The sequence below is a fragment of the Chitinimonas sp. JJ19 genome (assembly GCF_036961565.1).
GTDB lineage: Bacteria > Pseudomonadota > Gammaproteobacteria > Burkholderiales > Chitinimonadaceae > Chitinimonas.
Map to the genome: position 1 here is coordinate 32,085 of NZ_JBAMDD010000007.1, position 19,449 is coordinate 51,533.

Consider the following 19,449-nt stretch of genomic DNA (forward strand, 5'->3'; position numbering starts at 1 on the left):
AAATCAAAGAGATAGCCCGCACAAGCGGGCTTTTTCTTTTGTATTTCACCCCGCCAAGCCACGCTATGCAGCGCCCCCCTTCCCAGGTGGCGCGCATATCAGCTCGACGCCTCACCAGCGTAGGCCCAGCCAGAAAGCTTGGCGCAGACTTTGGCCCGCTCGCCCTTTTGCACACACCGCACTGCCGTAGATCCAAGAAACCGTTGGCTGTCGACATTGAAGGTGAACAAAGTCGGCCCAGCCAGCACGCCTAAGCCAGCCAGTTTCAAGCTTTGATGCTTGCTGGGCAGCACCGCCATCAGCGCCTGATCCAGCGTACCCACGCCCATATCCGCGAAGAAGGTTTTTTTGCGGCTATCGGCTATCCATGCGTTACACCAGGTGGCCGCACTGCCTTCACCGCCATAGTCGTCATCGACCTGCAGATCAGGAAAACTAGCGGTATGGCATGACTGCATGAAGGCGGCAGACAGCTGCCGAGCGCTGTGCGCCAATACCAGGGATGGCTGATGCCCAGCGTCGTAAAAGCGCCGATAGTCTCGCCCCAGGCGCTCGTACATGGCATTGGTAGTAGCCATGGTAGGCAGGCCAATGAACAGCCCATCCGCCCGCCCTGCCTGCATCAAGCGCTGGGCCAAGCTCAATGCGGCCTCTGTCTTGCCAGCACCAGTCACATCCTCAATCACATAGAGCGCCGGCCCCGCAGATAAAGGCAGCGATACCACCTGCGCCTGCAAGGGGCTAGGCACGGCAATATGGGGAAAAATATCGGTGAACCCGGCGCTACCATCCACCGAAGCGGGCAACACACCGAAATCCAGCACGGCCTGTTCCGCAACCACACGGGCATTCGCCCAGTAAGCCAGCAGTGCCCGGTCGTCCTGACAGGGCCGATCACAGTACTCAAAACGTCCCACAGAGGCGTTCGAGCCTATCCAGTCACACAGTATGTAGACGCCCGCCAAAAGCCAGGACGCATGCCTCACCCTTGAACCAGCCTCTCCCACCGGCCGCTCGGGTAGCGGCAATGGCGCAATATGGCTCAGCACCCAATCTGTCCACGCCTGCGCGGCCTCGCGGTCTGCCTTGCTGAAGTGGCGCCCCAGGTTGCTATCCCACTCCGCCGGAATAGGACGTGGCTGACCATGGTGGCATGTCGCAGAGGCAGCCCAGTGATTGCCCACCACTTGCCAATCCGCATCTGCAGACAGGGCCCCCGCGTTCAAGGACTGCCAGAGCCAGACCCCAAGCCGATCATGCCGATAGTCCCGTTGATAACGATACCGCCCGCATTCCAGACCCAACTGGGCTGCCACATCGGGACGTAGCGATTGAAACGCACTGGAGAACTTCCCAAGGTCATGCAGAGCGGCATAGGCCACAAGCCAAGCACCGACCGTCTCTTCAGGCCAATCCAGAAGCGAGCACAACTGAGCCCGCAGCCGATGATGACGCGACCATAGCGCCGCCGCCACCGCTGCGACATCGAGACTGTGATAGGGGAGAAAATGAAACGCCGCGCCATGCTGCGCAGCCTGGGCTTTACCCCAGTAGCGAAAAAACGGGCCGACAATGCCGTCCGCAGACATGCTCCTCCTCTCGACTCTGGTTGCCTCATCTATGGAGACATACCCGCCCGCGTCTTGAGCGCAAAGACTGACCAATTAGCCTAGCAGCTCACAGGGCATTTCTCCATCCAAACTATGGTGGGTGACAAAAATGCGATAGTCGCGCTAAGTCAGCAACTAACTAGAAGGTGCGAGAGACTATCTGGAGCCAGATTAAGGCAGGCCAGGAAAACGGCAAAGCTGCCACAGCCTGTGGAACGGGTGATGACGCAGGGTTCGATTTCGGCACGCTACGCCGCAATCGACGCATCCCGATTGTGCTTGTCGGCGCTAGACTGGCTTACTTCTCCCTGCTGATACAGCTCGCGCCGACGCTCTTTAACAACGAATAAGCGACCCTTAGAATTCCCCACTCTACACTTGGTAGCTTGGAAGGGCCTGATTTTATCCAGTGCAATCAATAATCTATGATTGGTGTATTCCCCGCGCATGCGGGGATGAACCGTCCAGCACCTGAACCGACTTGCCGTGTTGCGGGTATTCCCCGCGCATGCGGGGATGAACCGGCGGCGACCAGCCTGGGTACGTGCTGATACCTGTATTCCCCGCGCATGCGGGGATGAACCGTCGCTGTGCGTTAGCGTGACCAACAACAGATGGTATTCCCCGCGCATGCGGGGATGAACCGCGGAGCCATGCGGCGCAGGGTATCGATGTGGAGTATTCCCCGCGCATGCGGGGATGAACCGAACAGATCCCGGATTGCTTCGCCGTACTGGCAGGTATTCCCCGCGCATGCGGGGATGAACCGAACAGATCCCGGATTGCTTCGCCGTACTGGCAGGTATTCCCCGCGCATGCGGGGATGAACCGTCGCCAAAGTCGTTGCGCTCTTTCCGGCTGTAGTGTTCCCCGCGCATGCGGGGATGAACCGCCTCTATGATTGCGGCACGCCTGGGAATACTGGGTGTTCCCCGCGCATGCGGGGATGAACCGCTAGGGACAGACCAGGACACCAAGCTGGCGAAGTGTTCCCCGCGCATGCGGGGATGAACCGGCGCGCGGCGATCGCGTGAACTCTCGCACGGTGTGTTCCCCGCGCATGCGGGGATGAACCGGAACCGACATGGCTAACAGCCTGTTGACCATCGGTGTTCCCCGCGCATGCGGGGATGAACCTACCTGCCGCCCTGGGCTGGGCGACTAAGCGGCGTGTTCCCCGCGCATGCGGGGATGAACCGCACCGCCACGACCGCTGGCAGTCTGTTAGGCAGTGTTCCCCGCGCATGCGGGGATGAACCGAGCACATAACCGCGCGGTGTGCCTGCCACATCGTGTTCCCCGCGCATGCGGGGATGAACCGCGCGCCTGTTCTGATGATTGCGAAGTAACTTTGTGTTCCCCGCGCATGCGGGGATGAACCGACCACGCTGTAGTTCCGCTTGGCGTTGCTCGTGTGTTCCCCGCGCATGCGGGGATGAACCGTTCCGTGGCCCCATACACCTCCACGCGCTGGGGTGTTCCCCGCGCATGCGGGGATGAACCGCGAGTTGGGCGTCCTGGCCCATTCCAGTTGGCGTGTTCCCCGCGCATGCGGGGAACACGCCATCTGGATGGTGTTCCTCGCGCATGCGGGGATGAACCGCAACTCGAGGCCACACGCAAGCTGCAAGACCTGTGTTCCCCGCGCATGCGGGGATGAAGCCATTGCTTACGAGACGCCAGTTGATCAGGGAACGTGCTCCCCGCGCATGCGGGGATGAACCGTAGCAGTCCTTGCCCTCGCTGGGCATCAGCTCGTGTTCCCCGCGCATGCGGAGATGAACCGCGCGTTTACCTGTTGGATCCCGGCCTCAAGGTGTGTTCCCCGCGCATGCGGGGATGAACCGTGGGTGTTTGCGCACGGGTACACGGAGTATCAGATATTCCCCGCGTACGCGGGCATGAACCGCCCCGGCATGTCGATTCCATTGCTTGAGGAATGAGATTCCCAAGGAAGTCGAACCTGATCAACTCCGGGTTGAGCCCATACGAAAAAACCCCGCCACAAACGACGGGGTTTTCATCAGATCAAATAACGGCGGCGTTGTCAGCTGTCTTCAGACTGCTTGCTGGCCTCGGCCAGCAAATCGGCCAGATCCATGCCATAGCGCGCTGCCACTTTTTCTGCAGCCTCCATCAATTCACGCTTTTCCCGCAATCGGTCCAGCTTCGAATGGGTTTCCGCCTCGCGTTCACGCTGCAATGAGCGCCAGCCATCGCCGCTGTCAAACAAGGCCTCGGCCGCTGCACGTGCCTGGGTGACGGTGGTTTCCGCCTCACGCTCACGGTTGCTGCTGCGTGCACCTTCCAGCGGCGCGAACAATGCCTCGGCCGCAGCGCGGAGATCCTCTACGGGGGCGGAATTACGAGGGTTATTGGGACGGTTAGACATCCTGCTATGACCAATCAAGTCCGATTAAACGAATAAAGATGAGGGTAATCGGCCCCAGGCCAAAGCCTGGAGCGCCGTATTACGATTGTTTCTTGGGCCAGACACGCTGGATCAGGGTTACACCTGCCAAAACCACGGCGCCCGCAATAACACCTACCAGGCCATCCAGCAGCGTGGGCAATATAAAAGCCAGGGGGCCGGCGCTTAATGCCAGATTCTGGATAGCCACATGCAGCGCATGCACGCCGTGCGTCAGAATACCGCCACCCACCAGGAACATGGCCGCTGTACCCACGATGGCCAACGTCTTCATCAAGTACGGGGCGGCGATCAGTATCCATTCGCCAAACTTGCGCTGTGCGCTGGCGAAACCACCGGTGCCTTCCTTGCGGCTCAGGTAGAGGCCACCATCGTCCAGTTTCACGATGCCGGCTACCAAGCCATATACCCCTATAGTCATGATGATAGCGATACCTGTCAAGACCGCCGCTTGCGTAACAAAGGGTTTGTCTGCAACTGTACCCAGTGTGATGGCGATAATTTCTGCCGACAGCACGAAATCGGTACGCACCGCGCCCTTGATCTTTTCCTGCTCCAGCGCCACCAGATCGACATTCTCGTCGGCGACGGCCTTGATCAGTTCGGCATGGTGAGCCTCATCTTCTTCCTTGCTGTGCAGGAACTTGTGCGCCAGCTTCTCAAAGCCCTCAAAGCAGAGAAAGGCGCCGCCTATCATCAGCAAGGGGGTAACCAACCACGGCACGAAGGCGCTGATGGCCAAGGCAGCCGGCACCAGTATCACCTTGTTGAGCGTGGAGCCCTTGGCAACCGCCCAGACCACCGGCAGTTCGCGGTCTGCCGCCACCCCAGCCACCTGCTGTGCGTTCAGGGCAAGGTCGTCACCCAGCACCCCCGAGGTTTTCTTGGCAGCGACTTTGGTCAATATCGCCACATCGTCCAGTATGGTGGCGACATCATCGATCAGGGCAAGCAGGCTGGAACCGGCCATAGCGTACAACTCCTTGTTTTATCTTGAATCTCTATTGCGAAAATCGTTCGCACCCGCTGGTCCGCCAAGCTATCCGGGCGGCCCGCAAGCACATCCAGGGTGCGTATCGCCGCGCATCGTAGCAAGGAGTGGCACACTGTTGTTGTACTTGTCGTATATGAAATATCCGGAACCGATACGAGGCGCAGGTTTCGGGCATAATCCTCGCGCGTTTCACCCTAGCAGGTGAGACCAAAAACCCCGCTCATGCAAAGCAAGGTGCAATGGCAAGTATTGACGAAGCATATACATAATATGTGAGGAAATATTTTCCACCCGCAACGACACAGCAGTTGGCGAGGTTTCCTTGCGTGCCCGTCTACATACGGGCTTGCTCCTTGCCTAGCCATGGCCAAGCAGCGCCCTGTCGATTTGGCAGCGATCCGAGGTAAGCCGCTTTGAAACGACTGTTCCACTGGCTCAAGCCCCGCACGGCCAGAACCAAGATACTGTGGTTGTTCATGGTCATCAATCTGGTGACCACGGCGGCCTACACCTTCTACATCTGGGATCTTCAAGTCTCCAACATCCGTGCCGCGATTGATGCCCGGCTGGTTGCCGGCGTCAGCGCCGCACCCAAGATGATAGGCCAGGACTACCTGCGCCGTGCCACCCATCCCGAGGCCATAGACCCACGTACTTACCTGGATCTGGTACGCCTGCTGCATGACTACTGTCAGAAAACCGGCCTGCGTTACCTCTATGTATTCACCGAGCACAAGGGCCAGCTGGTGTACGTGGCCGATGCCGCTAACGAAGCCGAGATACGCGCCAACAACTATGGCCGCTACTTCCAGCTCTACGAGATCACCCCGCACCCCGCCATACTCGATACCTTGCGTACCGGGCGCAGCAATATCGCCGAATACAAGGATCGCTTCGGGTACTTCCGCTCGGTCTTCCAGCCCATAGAGCGGGCCGACGGCACCCGCCTGGTGGTCGGCGCCGATGTCGATATCTCCTATGTGCAGGCAGAGCTGAACAAGGCCATGTGGCAATCGCTGGCCATAGGCCTGACGATCTTTGTGATCGGCATGCTGGCTTGCTTCTGGCTGGCACGGGTACTGTCGCGCCCTGTCGTGCGCCTTGCCAGCGCGGTGGATCAGGTCGCCCAGGGCGACTATCAGGCCAGGGTCAAGGTAACCGGGCAGGATGAGTTTGCCCATCTGGCAGAGGCATTCAACGCCATGGCCAATGCGGTAGCCGAGCGGGCTGCCGACAAGGCCCGCCTGCTGGCCGAGCTGGAGCATAACGAGGCCGTGCTGGAAGCCAGGGTGAAGGAACGCACCCGTGAGCTGGCCGATGCCAATGCAAACCTGCTGGCCCACGAACAAGAGCTGGAGTGCGCCCGGACGCAGGCCGAGCAGGCATCGGAGATGAAGTCACTGTTCCTGGCCAATATGAGCCATGAGATACGCACGCCCATGAACGCCATCATCGGCATGTCCCACCTGGCCTTGATCAGCGATCTCAACCCCAAGCAGCGTGACTATGTAGAAAAGATCCAGCGTTCCGCCCACCATCTGCTGGGCATCATCAACGACATACTTGATTTCTCCAAGGTAGAAGCCGGCAAGCTGAGCCTAGAGCGCACGGACTTCGAACTGCAGGCCGTGCTCGACAACGTCCGCAACCTGGTTGGCGAAGCCTGTACCCGCAAAGGGCTGGCCTTGCACTTCGAGATCGACCCCGCCCTGCCCAGACAGATGCAGGGTGATGCCTTGCGGCTGGGCCAGGTGCTGATCAACTTCGCCAACAATGCAGTCAAATTCACCGACCAAGGCAGCGTTACCCTGCGCGCCCGCTTGCAGGCGCGCGCGCAGGATCAAGCCACGGTCTACTTCGAGGTGGAGGATAGCGGCATAGGCATGACACCGGAGCAGCAGGCCTTGCTGTTCCAGTCGTTCCAGCAGGCTGACGCCACCACCACCCGCAAGTATGGCGGCACCGGCCTGGGGCTGGCCATTGCCAAGGAACTGGCCACGCTGATGGGCGGCGAAGTTGGTGTGCGCAGCCAGCCCGGCCAGGGTAGTACGTTCTGGTTTACTGCGGTACTGGGCGTGGCAGCCCCCAAGGCCGCGAAGCCAGGCACACCGATTGCCCTCGATTTCTCCCCCATCAAGGGGCGCCGCGTGCTGCTGGTGGAAGACAACGAGATCAACCAGGAAATCACCGTCCACCTGCTGGAGCGCACCGGCGTGATCGTGACCGTGGTCGAGCACGGCGAGGCGGCCATCGAGCAACTGGGCAAGGCCGAGTACGACCTGGTGCTGATGGACATGCAGATGCCCGTCATGGATGGCTACACTGCCACCCGCCTGGTACGCCGCTTGCCCGGTATGGATCGCCTGCCCATCGTGGCGCTGACCGCCAATGCCACGCACGATGACCGCAGCGCCTGCCTGGCGGCCGGGGTAAACGACCACCTGACCAAGCCCATAGAGCCGCAGGAACTGTTCGAGATGCTGTTGCGCTGGATACCGGCTCACGCCTGACCGTACGTCGCACAAAACTGCCATACCATCGGTAGAGGATGAATTTCCCGCGTCTATACGTGTTCCAATCACAGGACGGCGTAAAGACCGGGGAAGGTCATGGACTATGCAGCGTCACAGCGGCGGCCAGGCAAGCGACTCCTGAACTTCGGGGTGGCCGTGCTGCTGCATGTCGTGCTGCTGTATGGCCTGATGCATGGCTTGGCAAGGGATGTCGTCAGATTCATCCAGCCCCCTGTCGAGGCCGAGATCATCGAGGCGCCCAAGCCGCCGCCGCCCGAGGTTGATCCGGTACCCCTGCCTGACATCCAGGCGCCACCACCGCCTAGCGCCTTTATTCCACCACCAGAGGTGCGCCTGCCAGCCCCCGTAGACCCACCGGCGGCCGTCACCGCCTTCACCACCACGCCTCCACCTGAGCAGGCGGCACCTATCCGCCCCACCCCACCTGTTATTGTCCCGCCTGCGCCGCCGCCCCCCGTAGCACGCGAAGCCACGGTCAGCGCCCAAGTGGCCTGCAGCAATTTTGCAGCGGTCAAGGAGGGGTTGGGAGACAAGTTTGCCGTTATCGCCGATGCAGAAGGCATACAGCAGGCAGAGGTCATGCTGAAGGTGACGGCCCACGGCAACGGCCAGATTGGTGAGGTCGTCGTACAGTCGTCCAGCAACCAATCGGTCGCCAAACTGGCCCGCAGCGCGGTACGCAGACTGCAGTGCAATACGGGCGGGCAGACCGTACAGGTGCTGGTGCCGTTTTCTTTCAGGCTGGAAGACTAACGGGCGCGGGGCACAAGCAACCGGCGGCGCCGCACCCATCAATCACGCATAGCGATCAGGATTAATCCGGTACAAATCGCGCCAGCAGAGGCGCAAAGCGCTCCGGCCAGCTTTGCAACTGGCTGGCATCGCCGTTGATCAGGCGCCGCAGAAAAGCCAGCGACAGCGCTTGGGTGGCTTCCTTGATCTTGGGGTTGAGGAAAATGCCACCGGCTTCCTTGCGATCAGTAAAGATGTTGTGCGATCCCCCTTCGAACACCGCCAGCAGCTTATGACCACCGCCCGTGGCATCAAACAGGGCGACCCGGTCTTCGGCGTCGGAGTAATAGCCGGGTATGCGTATCACGTCTTCGGTATTGGTGATGTGCAAAGTCGGTATCTCTATCCCGCCCACGATACCGGCGGCATCCTTCTCGCCATGGAACGGCGGGGCCGACAGCAGAATGGCCGCCTTGATGCGCGGCTCGCGCAGGTTCAGTGGCTTGCCACCACGCTCCACCTTTGCGCCGGCCAGCAGCAGCGAGGTATTGGCGCCATAGGAATGCCCCGCCGCCACAATATGCTGCGGGTTGATCAACGGCCCCAACTCACCATCGGCCAGTACACTATCCAGCGCAAAGCGCACATCGGCTACCCTGGCCAGGGCTTCGTTTTCATTGGCCGCATCATGCAGGCGTGACAGCAGGGTAAAGGTGTTGCCAAACCAGATTTCCCTGTCGCTGCCCACATGCTGTACATGCAGGCTGGCATAGCCCTGGCTTGCCCAGTAACGCCCTAGGTAGCTATAACCACGGCGCGAGCCCCCCATGCCGTGCGAGAACAACACCAGCGGCACCGGTTGCTCGGCACTGGCCTGCCGGGGCAGATAGAGTCGCACGGGCACAGCACGCTGGCGGGCATCATCCTGCCAGTCCATGTCCAGCACCTGATAGGGCAGCTCCTCAGCCTGTACGGCAGGCGGCGCCGATACGGGCGCAGGTTCGCCCGCCTGCACGGGTGCCACCCCTACCAGCAACAAGGCCGCCAGGGCCAGGCTCCGGGCTTGGATCAGACAGGTATCAATCAACATGGTGTGTTTCCATCAACAAGGCCAGCGCCCTCACGGACACGGCAGCGCCCTGGGCCGTCTCCGCCCGCCTGGCAGGCTGCAATAGACGACCAAGGAGGCACAGGGTTCAACTTGCCACACCCAATAGCACGGCGCACAGTCCATACCCCTCGCGCAAAGTGGCCATGCGCAGGTTCTCGGTCAGGGCAAGCATATCGGTCGCCAAGCTGCCCAGCGCATCGGCATCCGGCGCCAAAACCAGGTTGGCACCGGCATCCAGGCATTGCTCCAGCGCCAGTGATGTCTCGTCGCGCAATACGGCAACCGCCTCATCAGCGTCCAGCTCCCCCATACTATGCCGCTCCAGCACCTGCCCGGCAGCCTGCACAATCGGTTCCAGCTGGTGGAACCAGCTATCAAACTCGGCCAGGCAGGCCACCCCCAGTACCAGCGGTCGATAATGCCCCAGCGTGGTCTCGAATCTTCGCAAGGCCGTCAGGTGGCCTTGCAAGGCCGTCGGCAGGGTAGCGATATCGAAGCCATCCAGGATGGAGCCCCCGTCCTCGTCCTCGCCTTCCTGTTCTGCCTCCCGCGTTATCTGCACACCGGCCTTCATGGCGACCGGGCTGAGGCGGAAGTCCTGCGCTACGCCGCTTTCCTCCCAAACACCGGTAAAATAATGGCTGCCATCCTTGCGCGACTTGATCTGGCCGGTCAGGGTGAAGATCACCACCTGGGTAAACTTCTCGCCGCTACCCTTGGGCGAAAACACGGTGTATTCGCCCCCCACCGATTGCACCCCCTCGCGCAGGGCGATCTCGAATGATCCGGCATAGCGGCCACCCTCCTCCGTCTCGCCAGAGTAGTTGACCACCATGGTGTCGCCCTTATAGCTGACCTTGTCAGCCACGCTGCGGACGTCGTCCCATTCTGGGCTGTTCGCCACCCACAATAATTCATGCTGCTTCATGGTTCTCTCTCATGGCGGCGCCTACGCCCCGCCGGTTGCAATTGGCAGGCCCTATCACCAGTTTAATCAAGCGCCTGTGCCTGTCGCTGCCCGATTGGTGACAAAACCCTGTTTTGCCGCCCAAAGGCCGACATCCTGTTTTTGTATGGCCGCCGCCATCAAGGCCGGAAACTGATCCGGCGTGCAGGCAAAGCTGGGGATATCCAGCGCAGCAAAGCGCGCGGCATTCTGGTGGTCGTAACCCGGTGCACCATCATCGCTCAGTGCCAGCAGGCAGATGACATTCACGCCTGCCGCCTTGAGCGCCGCGGCACGCTGCAGCATCTGCGCCTCGTTGCCACCCTCGTACAGATCGGTAATCAGCACCAGTATGGTTTTCTCCGGCCGGTCTATCACCTGCTGGCAGTAGCCCAGCGCCAGATTGATATCGGTACCACCACCCAGTTGCACGCCAAACAGCAGCTCCACCGGGTCTTCCGCCGTATCGGTCAGGTCCACTACCTGGGTGTCGAACACCACCATGCGGGTACGCACAGACTTGAGCGAAGCCATCACTGCAGCAAAAATACCGGCGTAGACCAGCGATGCGGCCATGGAACCACTCTGATCCACGCACAGCACCACATCTCGCAAGGCACTGCGCTTGCGGCCGTAGCCTATCAACTTCTCGGCCACCACCGTGCGCTGCGCTGGCAGGTAGCGGCTGAGGTTGGCCTGTATGGTGCGATGCCAGTCGATTTCGCTGAGCCGTGGCCGGGTATTGCGCTCCGCCTTATTGAGGCTGCCGGCGATAGCCTGCCTCATGGGTTCCTTCAAACGCTTTTCCAGTTCCTCCACCACCCGGCGCACCACCTGGCGGGCGGTATCCCGCGTTCTGGCCGGCAGCACCCGCGACAGCGAAACCAGGCTGGCCACCAGGTGCACATCGGGCTCCACGGCTTCCAGCAGCTCCGGCTCCAGCAGCATCTTCTGCAGGTTCAGCCGGGTCAGGGCGTCCTGCTGCATCACCTGCACCACCGCAGTGGGGAAGAAATCGCGGATATCCCCCAACCAGCGGGCCACATTCGGGCAGGATGCCCCCAAACCACCAGCACGCGGCGCATCGTACAGCGCCTCCAGCGCGGCATCGGCACGCAGCAGCTCGGCCGAGAGTGCCGTGCCACAGCTATCCTGAGCCGCATCGCCCAGCACCAGGCGCCAGCGCTGCATGCGGTCGGTGGCCAGCAAGCTATTCTGTGTCATTGTGTCGTCTCCTTGGCCGTACCCAGCACGGCAGCCAGCACGGGCAACACCATGGCCGCCCGCTCTCCGTCCAGTTCGGCGCTTGCCGCCACCCTGGCCTGCGGCCCGCCCAGATGCTTCAGCTTTTCGCCCATGTGCCGGCGTTCGGCCGGGGTAAAGCCCGAGAAGGCCCGCCTGAGCAAGGGCAGGCGTTCAATGAATACCTCGTCGCCCAGCCCCATCAGCCAACTGTCCATGGCCTGCCATAGCGCATCATGCTGCAGCAACAACAGGCCACTGCCGCGCAACACCCCCGCCAGCCAGCCGGTAGACTGCGCCGGCGGCATGCTGGGTGCCAGCGCCAGCCTGGCCTGCTGGGCTAGTTGTGCGGCATCAATACGCTGCCGGTCAAACGCCAGCCGCAAGGCATAGCCCTGTACCGCAGGTGCCGCGTTATCTTGCCCGGCCAGTACCTGCAGGCAATCCAGCCAGTCATCGCGCAGCAGGGGTTCGTCCAGTGTGTCGATGGCCGCCTGCATCGTCCCCATGCGCTCCACCAACACCTCGGCCGCTGCCTCATCCAGCTGGGTCGCCGCGGCGCCCAGGCCTACCGTTACCCGTTCCACCAGCGTGGTAATGATGGGCAGCACACTGGCAGCCTCGGTTTTGCGCACATCGCCATAGCGCGCCACCCGCACCAGGGGCGGCAAGGCATCCATCAGGTGCCCCAGGTCGGCAGCTACGGCCGCCTGGTTCTGTACTGCTGCCAGCAGTACCGATGCCGCTACGGGCAGCTTTGCCAACATCGCCACGTCCAGCATGTCGGTCAGCTCGGGCAGGTGCCGGCTCTGCCCTGCCCGCTCAGACAACTGACGGCTGGCAGCCAGCGCCAGCGTGTTGCCATAACGGCTCGCCGCGATCAACGCCACCACCATATCGGGCGACCAGCGCAAATCCCAGGACTCCCGGAAGGTACCCGTGCGGTTGCTGTCGGCCAGCTGCTTGCCCCAGCCCACATCCAGCACATTCAATCGGTGCAGCAGGCAACTGCGGTGCCGGCCGCTTTCCTCACGCAGGTCCAGCTCCAGCCGCTTGCTTTCGGTGCTGGGTTTCAGGCGCAAACGCTTCTGTTCTGTCTCCAGATCGCGCAGCAGCGGCGCGTCGATGCAGCCCTCCGGTACGGTGCCCAGGTGGTCGCCCACTTCCAGTTGCTGCCGTATCAGCGCCATGGGCAACGGGTCGCCATGGCACAGTACCGTCAGCATGGCCTCCTGTTGTTCGGCCAGGCCCGGCAAAGGCAGGTCGCGCAGGGCGGCCAGCGCCTCGCTCAGCCGTACCGCCTCTATCACGCTGGCCGACGAGGCATCGAGCCCCGCCTCGCGCAGCAGGCGTGCAGCCCGTGTCACCCAACGCTCGCTCGTGCCATCAGTACACTGCCACAGATGGCGATACCAACCCGGCGAGCTCACGCCGGCACCATAGCCGCTGGCATAGGCCAGCCTGTCGTCGCTCCAGGGCACCCAGGTCGCTGCCGTACGGGTCTTGGGCAAACCCTTCAACAAAGCCATATCGGCCTTGGCGGTGGCTGCCTGGCACAGCGCCGGTACATGCCAGGCCCCGCAGACCACGGCGATCCGCTGGTAGCCGGCCTTTTGCGCCTCACGCACCCGGCCACGCATATGGGCCTCGCGGCGCGCCTCGCGCATGTCGGGCGGCGGTGCATGTTCGCGTAACGCAATCATGGCCTCGGCAATGGCGGCAAACAGTTCGCTGGCATCACGACGTTGCTCGATCTCCACCTCCCACCACAGCTCGTGATCCTCATAGCCGGCCGCGCGCGACAGCTCGCCTATCGGGTCCATGCGCCACGCGGCCAGGGTCTCATCCGGCGCATCCCCCTCCTCGTCGGCATCGGAGTCGGCGTCTGCAGCCTGCTCTGCCGCCATGGCTTGGGCAAAGCCATGGGTTGCCGGCAAATCCATGAACCACAGCGGCACGCCTGCCCGTTGGGCATGCTGTATGGCCTGCCACTCGGGCGAGAACAGCGCAAATGGGTAAAACACCCCATGCTGGGGTGCATCGGTGGGGTAGATCAGCAATGCCACTGGCGGTTGCATGGCAGGGTCAGCCGCCAGGCCGACTATGCCATCGGCCTCGGGCGGTCCTTCCAGCAGGATGATGTCAGGCGCCAGCGCCACCAGCGCCTGCTGCAAGGCGCGGGCACAACCCGGGCCATGGTGGCGTATGCCGAAATAGCTGACGCTCATCAGTCCCACTCCGGCAAGGGCGCCAGCGGCAACACGGCCAGGTCGATATGCACCCCTGTCAACGCACCGCTTGCGTCAAAGGTGCCCACCACGGCATAGGTGCCATCGCCCCAGCCCGAATGGGCCAGTATCAGGTTTTCGCCATCCGTGGCACCGGGCAGGGCGATATTGGCCAGGCCGGCCTGCAGGTGGCTAGTGTCATCCATGCGGGCAAACCAGGCATCGGGCTGGCCGCTATCGAACAGCTCATCCTGCCAATCCATTTCGTCCGGGTCTGGCATCAGCCTGGCCACTGCATCGGCATCGACAAAGGCCACCGTGCCTGAATCCACCGGAACACCAACAAACTCATGCCCGCCCAACAAGGGCGCCGTCACACCGGGCGCCACCGGCGTAAGAAAACGCCAGCCCACCGCAGGCTGCGCGCTGAGCAGCAGGGACAGATAGCATTCACGCAGATGGGAGCCATCCTGCGCCTCGCTGATATCGGCAACGGTAGCCACCACCGGGTAGCAGCCCGGCGGCAGTTGCAGCTCCGGGTTACCCTGCCATTGCAGGGTCACGAAGGGATCGCACGGCACCAGCCTGCCCTGTTTGAGCCATAGCTCACCGCAGGGCACGGTATGCAGGCGATAACGTATGGGCTTGTCGTCCACGGTCCAGGCAAAGTCGCCCTCGGCCAGGGCCATCCAGCGATCCGGGTAGATGGGGTGCAGATAGCTCATCCAACCGCCCCTACACCACGTCCATACAGGCGCGGTAGAGATCCTTCCAGCCATCGCGCTCACGCGCCACCGTCTTGAGGTACTCCAACCAGACCAGCTTGTCCTGCACGGGGTCCTTGACGATGGCCCCCGTCAGGCTGGCGGCCAGATCAGCGGCCCGCAACACGCCATCGCTGTAGTAGCCCGCCACCGCCATGCCATGGCCCAGTACCGAGATGGCTTCAGCGGTCGAGAGGCTGCCGCTGGGCGACTTCAGCTTGGTCTTGCCGTCCTCGGTCAAGCCACTGCGCAGCTCGCGGAACACCGCCACCACCCGGCGCACCTCCTCCAGCGCCGGCTTCTCTGCAGGCAGCTCCAGTGCACGTCCCAGCTCGGCCACTCGGCGGCTGACGATGGCCACTTCCTCGTCAAAGGTCTCCGGCGTCGGCAAGATCACGGTATTGAAGCGCCGCATCAAGGCCGAGGACATTTCGTTCACGCCCTTGTCGCGGTTGTTGGCGGTAGCGATCACATTGAAGCCACGGCGTGCCTGCACCTCTATACCCAGCTCTGGCACGGGCAAGGTTTTTTCCGACAACAGGGTAATCAAGGTGTCCTGCACCTCGCTGGGCACGCGGGTCATTTCCTCCAGCCGCGCCAGTTTGCCGTCGCGCATGGCCTTGAGCATGGGGCTGGCCACCATGGCACCTTCCGATGGGCCTTCGGCCAGCAGGCGGGCGTAGTTCCAGCCATAGCGCAGGGCAGATTCATCAGTGCCTGCCGTACCCTGTATCAGCAGGCTGGAATCGCCGCTGATGGCCGCCGCCAGATGCTCGGATACCCAGCTCTTGGCGGTGCCTGGTACGCCATACAGCAAGAGTGCACGGTCTGTTGCCAGGGTGGCCACGGTAATCTCGATCAGCCTTGGACTGCCGATGTACTTAGGGCTGACCTGGAAGCCATTTTCCAGTGTGCCACCCAGCAGGTAGGTCTTGACCGCCCAGGGCGACAGCAGCCAGTTGCCTGGACGCGGCTTCTTGTCCTGGCTGGCCAGCTCGGCCAGCTCCTCGGCAAACTGTTGCTCGGCGTGCTGGCGCAGCACGGCATTCAGGCTATTGGACGCAGGTGCGTTCATAGCGGCATCTCCTCAATAAAGGTCTGTTTGGCTTGCAGCAGCAGGACAATTCGGTCCAGCTGTTCAGCATGGCGTTGCTGCTCAGCATGGTATGGGTGGTGAACGCTTAGCGGTTTAACGCCTTTTTGCTTTATGCGCTGGCAATATGCCAGCAGCGCAGGTATAGAGGCATCCTCGGCGGTGAGCGCCATCCAGTCGAGCATGGGCAAGTTCCGCTCCAGGCCGTAATTCGCCTCCCTCTCGACGAAGACATCAAGCACGTGGGTCAGGCGAGCCGGTGTCATGGGCACGGCCCGTTGCTGCCACACTGCCACGACATAGTGCAGCCTCTGATGGCGCTGGAACTCATTCAGCAGCTCTTCCAGGCGTTCGGTCGGAATAACTGCCGCCAAACGTTCATGCCAGTGCATGAACAAGGGGCGCACTTTGCGCAGTTCCTGGAGCAGCAGGAGCTCGGCCCATTCGGCATCCCTGAATCGCAGTGCCGCCTCCATCAGGCCGTGAAGCAGTTCACCTCCCCATTCATGCGCCTCTATCTGCGGCAGCAAGTCGGCTGCCGGTACGCCGGCCTGCCGGCACCAGCGTGACGGCGGCACCCGCATCAGCAATTGCATCAGCCACCAGCTACGATTCGCACGGAGGGGTTCCGTCTCCTTCAGGCCATCACGCTCCCATGCCTTGTCAAACTCGGGCGGCAACGAGACCTGCAACACCGCTTCGCCTTGCCCGCCATTCGCAGGCACCCACTGCATATAGGGCGCAATACGCTGCCATTGCCGCTCACAGTAGGCGCTGTCCGGCAGCTGCGACAGCAGCTCACCTATACCCTGGCGCACCGTACTGCTCTTGTCCAGCAGCAGGCTCTCCAGCATATCGGCGTCATCCAGGCTCAAACCCTGCGCCATTGCCTGTATCAACGCCAGCCTGGCGTCGGCTTTTTCCTTGGGCAGGGCTGCCAGCAGCAAGCTGCGGGCAGCAACGGGGTCCCGCCGCCGTTGCTCCGCCAACACCCGACAGCGCAGCTTGAGATCGCCCTCCTCCCACAAGCGGAGCAATGCCGCATCGTCCAGCGTGTCCAGCGCCAGCAGCTCCGGCACAGCCCAATCCGGGTTGTGCGCCGCCAGCCAGCGGCCTCGCTCGCCTATGACCGGCCACCACAGCTGGCGCTGTTTTGCCTGCGACAGCGCAACCGGCAACAGGGCTTCCGGCAGGCGGTAGCCTGTCTGCTGCATACGCTGCACCACCCACGGGGCCAGCTCGGGCTGTGTCTTGTCCAGCAGACTGCCGAGCGACGACCACAGGGCAGCCGGTGACACTGGCAGCGCGTCCAGCGGCGCCTGCCGTGGCAAGGCAGCCTGCGTCGGCTGGTAGCCCGCCGTGGCCATCACCGCCTCGCCACCAGCCTGCCAGAGCAGCCTTTGCTCGCGGCTGCCAGCAGGTAGCAGCGCTGTGACCGCATCATTGCAGGCTACTTCCATCGGCAGGTTGGCCGTGCCCACCAGGGCAAGCCGGGTCAGTTCATTCATCGCAAGGCTCCCGTCAGCGCGTGGTAGCGCCCCTCCATCAGCAGGCCCAACGGTCGTGCTGCTTCGCCATCCCACTCCACGGCAAGGTCAAATGGCTGGCCACCAGCCAGCGCCAACCACAGCCAAGGGGCAGGCGGATGCAGTGGCAGCGCCTGACCCTGCTGGTCCACCAGGCACCAATGCTCGCCCTGCTGTAGGGGTATGACGCCGGTCAGTACGGCAGGCAGGCGCTCATGCCAAGGGTTGGCGGCCAGGGCCTGTGCTGCTCGCAACAGTAGTTGGGGGATGGATTCAGCCTGCCACAAGGCAGTGGGCACGGCGGCTGGCTGCGCCACCCCTTTGAGCATGGCGCGCAAGCCTTGGCCAGGCCAGAAAGCCAGTTCGGCCACAAAGGCCGTGCCCGGCAACCAGGTGGCCGCGAATGCTTGGTTGCCCACACCAAACTGCAGCAGCAAACCACGCCGGCCACTGTGCCGCCCCTGCACCCAGGTACGCTGCACCCGTACCCGCTCACCATCCTTGGCCACCTGGCCCATGATCTGCCACTCGTCTTGCTGCGTATCCCCATGCGCCAGCACCTCCTCCTCGCGCACCGAATAACCCAGGTACTGCAGCAGGGCTTGCTGCAGCGCCGGTGTCAGTGTCGCCAGTCCCTCATAGGCACGTAGGGCCAGCGCCATGCGCCCCAGTTCGGCCAGCAGCTTCTCGGGCCAATCCGGCCGGCTGCCGGGCAGGTCCGCCAGGGCCTGCAAGCGGTTGGCCAGGCCGGGTAGCTGGGCATCTACCATGCGGGCAGCCTGCTGCTCCCACAGTGCGGCACCCTCGGACGGCAAGCGGGCCAGACCATTGCGTACCAGGTCTTCCAGCCATACCTGCAAGGCCGCCATCCCATCGCGAGCACGGCCATCGCGTTTTTCCGCACGCTTTTGCTGGGCGGCTTCATCGACCGGTGCCTCTGCCTTGGCCGCTGCCTTGGCTTCCTTCCTGGCAGCCGTATCAGATCGCTTGTCCAGCCACTCGGCCACCCAGGCAGGCTCGCTACCGTCTGCCACCAGTTGCGGCTGGTTGGCAGTCAGCACCAGCAAGCCCAGGGCGTGCTTGCACGGAAACTTGAAACTGGGGCAGGAGCATTTGCTGGCGAAGTCGGCCATGTCCAGCCGCACCTGGTAAGGCTTGGCGCCACTACCCTGGCACTCACCCCAGAGGGCGCGCTGGCTACGGCCCAGCAGGGGCCAGTTCTTGGCTTGCGCAAGCTTCTTGCCATTACTGGCAGAGCCCGCATCAGGCGCCAATGCCAGCACCTGTTGTTCGGTCAATTGCATGAGGGGGAGGATGGCGAGGAAAAACGCGGAAATTAGCACAATCGCGCTAGCGCATGGGCAAAGCCCTGCGGCAAGTTATCACTCGTAGCGCGCCTGAAGCGTAATCAACATAATGGCGAGCGAGTGCAAGGGGTGCTCAGTGACGCAGATCGTCCCATACCGGTACGGCCGCCAGCAGCAAGAGCAAACCCGCCAACGGCACCGACGCGATAAAACCAAGGGTATTGAAGCCCCATGCCCCCAACAGCCCGCCCAGGAAGAACATCCCCAGCAGGGCCGACAGCAATTGCAGACGCTCGCGGTTGGCCGCCACCGGCGGCAAATGGCCGGCCTGGTTCCAGTAACACAATCGGCCCAGCTCTATGCCTATGTCGGTCACCAGGCCGGTGACATGGGTGGTGCGTATCTCGGCCCGCGATATTTTGGTGATCATGGCATTCTGCAAACCCATGATGTAGCAGAGCAAGGCCACGGTGGCCGGTACCAGCACCACATCATGGCGCGACATGGCCGCGCCCACCAGGCCGAACCCCAGCAACAGGACTGCTTCCAGCACCAGGGGCAAGGCAAACTCGCTATGCGCCTGCCGCCGACGCCCCCAGTTGATCAGGATGGCCGAGGTCGCCGCGCCGGACAGGAACGCCAGCAAGGCCCCAAGCCCGGCACCCACCAGCGTCCAGCGGCTCAGCACGATATCGTCGGCCATGGCCGAGACGATGCCCGACATATGCGAGGTGTACTGCCCCACCGCCAGAAACCCGCCCGCATTGGCGGCCCCTGCCACCAGGGCGAGCGACAGGCCCAGTTGCCGGTTGGCCGCATCGGTGCGATCACGGCTGGTCAGTTTGCGCAAATAGTGTATGGGCATGGCGGTCATTGCAGGGTCAGGTCACCAGTTTAGCGGACCCTCAGCTTCGAGGAGCCTCAGATTCGC

Annotated in this window: 13 protein-coding genes, 1 pseudogene and 1 CRISPR repeat array; of the genes and pseudogenes, 2 read left to right on the top strand and 12 right to left on the bottom strand. The window is 62.6% G+C overall.

Annotation, left to right across the window (positions count from 1 at the left end; genetic code table 11):
- Window positions 1-98 precede the first annotated feature (98 nt).
- The 3 genes from V7714_RS10305 to V7714_RS10315 form a co-directional block, all read right to left on the bottom strand.
- Window positions 99-1,589 carry a CRISPR-associated endonuclease Cas3'' gene (locus V7714_RS10305; protein ID WP_335709640.1) on the bottom strand — a complete coding sequence of 497 codons (1,491 nt, stop codon included), beginning with the start codon at window positions 1,587-1,589 and terminating at the stop codon, window positions 99-101.
- Window positions 1,590-2,044: 455 nt separating this feature from the next.
- Window positions 2,045-3,519: a CRISPR direct-repeat array (repeat unit 29 nt; unit sequence GTGTTCCCCGCGCATGCGGGGATGAACCG).
- Between the two features lie 138 nt (window positions 3,520-3,657).
- Window positions 3,658-4,002 (bottom strand): hypothetical protein, encoded by a 345-nt coding sequence (locus V7714_RS10310; protein ID WP_335709641.1) that lies wholly within the window; start codon window positions 4,000-4,002, stop codon window positions 3,658-3,660.
- A gap of 79 nt (window positions 4,003-4,081) precedes the next feature.
- Window positions 4,082-5,011, bottom strand: coding sequence for a DUF808 domain-containing protein (locus tag V7714_RS10315; protein ID WP_335709642.1), 930 nt, complete (start codon window positions 5,009-5,011; stop codon window positions 4,082-4,084).
- Window positions 5,012-5,448: 437 nt separating this feature from the next.
- On the opposite strand from V7714_RS10315, the gene V7714_RS10320 reads away from it, so the two are divergent.
- Window positions 5,449-7,545 carry an ATP-binding protein gene (locus tag V7714_RS10320; protein WP_335709643.1) on the top strand — a complete coding sequence of 699 codons (2,097 nt, stop codon included), beginning with the start codon at window positions 5,449-5,451 and terminating at the stop codon, window positions 7,543-7,545.
- Between the two features lie 99 nt (window positions 7,546-7,644).
- Window positions 7,645-8,322, top strand: coding sequence for a hypothetical protein (locus V7714_RS10325; protein ID WP_335709644.1), 678 nt, complete (start codon window positions 7,645-7,647; stop codon window positions 8,320-8,322).
- A gap of 61 nt (window positions 8,323-8,383) precedes the next feature.
- On the opposite strand, the gene V7714_RS10330 is transcribed toward V7714_RS10325, so the two are convergent.
- The 9 genes and pseudogenes from V7714_RS10330 to V7714_RS10370 all read right to left on the bottom strand — a co-directional run.
- Window positions 8,384-9,391: an alpha/beta hydrolase family protein gene (locus V7714_RS10330; RefSeq protein ID WP_335709645.1), complete on the bottom strand. Its 1,008-nt coding sequence runs from the start codon at window positions 9,389-9,391 to the stop codon at window positions 8,384-8,386.
- A gap of 106 nt (window positions 9,392-9,497) precedes the next feature.
- A complete protein-coding gene (locus V7714_RS10335) occupies window positions 9,498-10,340 on the bottom strand; it encodes a hypothetical protein (protein ID WP_335709646.1) in 843 nt (280 codons plus the stop codon).
- Window positions 10,341-10,406: 66 nt separating this feature from the next.
- Window positions 10,407-11,582 (bottom strand): VWA domain-containing protein, encoded by a 1,176-nt coding sequence (locus V7714_RS10340; protein ID WP_335709647.1) that lies wholly within the window; start codon window positions 11,580-11,582, stop codon window positions 10,407-10,409.
- A complete protein-coding gene (locus tag V7714_RS10345; RefSeq protein ID WP_335709648.1) occupies window positions 11,579-13,828 on the bottom strand; it encodes a DUF5682 family protein in 2,250 nt (749 codons plus the stop codon). Before V7714_RS10345 ends, V7714_RS10340 begins: the two co-directional genes overlap by 4 nt.
- Complete coding sequence (locus V7714_RS10350) at window positions 13,828-14,553, bottom strand: DUF4241 domain-containing protein (protein ID WP_335709649.1); 726 nt, start codon at window positions 14,551-14,553, stop codon at window positions 13,828-13,830. Before V7714_RS10350 ends, V7714_RS10345 begins: the two co-directional genes overlap by 1 nt.
- A gap of 10 nt (window positions 14,554-14,563) precedes the next feature.
- Window positions 14,564-15,667 (bottom strand): ATP-binding protein, encoded by a 1,104-nt coding sequence (locus V7714_RS10355; protein WP_335709650.1) that lies wholly within the window; start codon window positions 15,665-15,667, stop codon window positions 14,564-14,566.
- Window positions 15,664-17,193: a DUF5691 domain-containing protein gene (locus tag V7714_RS10360; RefSeq protein ID WP_335709651.1), complete on the bottom strand. Its 1,530-nt coding sequence runs from the start codon at window positions 17,191-17,193 to the stop codon at window positions 15,664-15,666. Before V7714_RS10360 ends, V7714_RS10355 begins: the two co-directional genes overlap by 4 nt.
- Window positions 17,190-18,515, bottom strand: a complete 1,326-nt coding sequence (locus tag V7714_RS10365) for an SWIM zinc finger family protein (RefSeq protein WP_335709652.1) — start codon at window positions 18,513-18,515, stop codon at window positions 17,190-17,192. The genes V7714_RS10360 and V7714_RS10365 overlap by 4 nt, the downstream gene beginning before the upstream one ends.
- Window positions 18,516-18,657: 142 nt before the next feature.
- Window positions 18,658-19,383: pseudogene (locus tag V7714_RS10370) on the bottom strand (YoaK family protein); the annotation flags it as partial.
- Between the last annotated feature and the right edge of the window lie 66 nt (window positions 19,384-19,449).

Excerpts from the sequence above, each read along its gene's own strand:
- V7714_RS10305 (WP_335709640.1), bottom strand. The coding sequence starts at position 1,589 with ATGTCTGCGGACGGCATTGTCGGCCCGTTTTTTCGCTACTGGGGTAAA.
- V7714_RS10310 (WP_335709641.1), bottom strand. The coding sequence starts at position 4,002 with ATGTCTAACCGTCCCAATAACCCTCGTAATTCCGCCCCCGTAGAGGAT.
- V7714_RS10315 (WP_335709642.1), bottom strand. The coding sequence starts at position 5,011 with ATGGCCGGTTCCAGCCTGCTTGCCCTGATCGATGATGTCGCCACCATA.
- V7714_RS10325 (WP_335709644.1), top strand. The coding sequence starts at position 7,645 with ATGGACTATGCAGCGTCACAGCGGCGGCCAGGCAAGCGACTCCTGAAC.
- V7714_RS10330 (WP_335709645.1), bottom strand. The coding sequence starts at position 9,391 with ATGTTGATTGATACCTGTCTGATCCAAGCCCGGAGCCTGGCCCTGGCG.
- V7714_RS10335 (WP_335709646.1), bottom strand. The coding sequence starts at position 10,340 with ATGAAGCAGCATGAATTATTGTGGGTGGCGAACAGCCCAGAATGGGAC.
- V7714_RS10340 (WP_335709647.1), bottom strand. The coding sequence starts at position 11,582 with ATGACACAGAATAGCTTGCTGGCCACCGACCGCATGCAGCGCTGGCGC.
- V7714_RS10345 (WP_335709648.1), bottom strand. The coding sequence starts at position 13,828 with ATGAGCGTCAGCTATTTCGGCATACGCCACCATGGCCCGGGTTGTGCC.
- V7714_RS10350 (WP_335709649.1), bottom strand. The coding sequence starts at position 14,553 with ATGAGCTATCTGCACCCCATCTACCCGGATCGCTGGATGGCCCTGGCC.
- V7714_RS10355 (WP_335709650.1), bottom strand. The coding sequence starts at position 15,667 with ATGAACGCACCTGCGTCCAATAGCCTGAATGCCGTGCTGCGCCAGCAC.
- V7714_RS10360 (WP_335709651.1), bottom strand. The coding sequence starts at position 17,193 with ATGAATGAACTGACCCGGCTTGCCCTGGTGGGCACGGCCAACCTGCCG.
- V7714_RS10365 (WP_335709652.1), bottom strand. The coding sequence starts at position 18,515 with ATGCAATTGACCGAACAACAGGTGCTGGCATTGGCGCCTGATGCGGGC.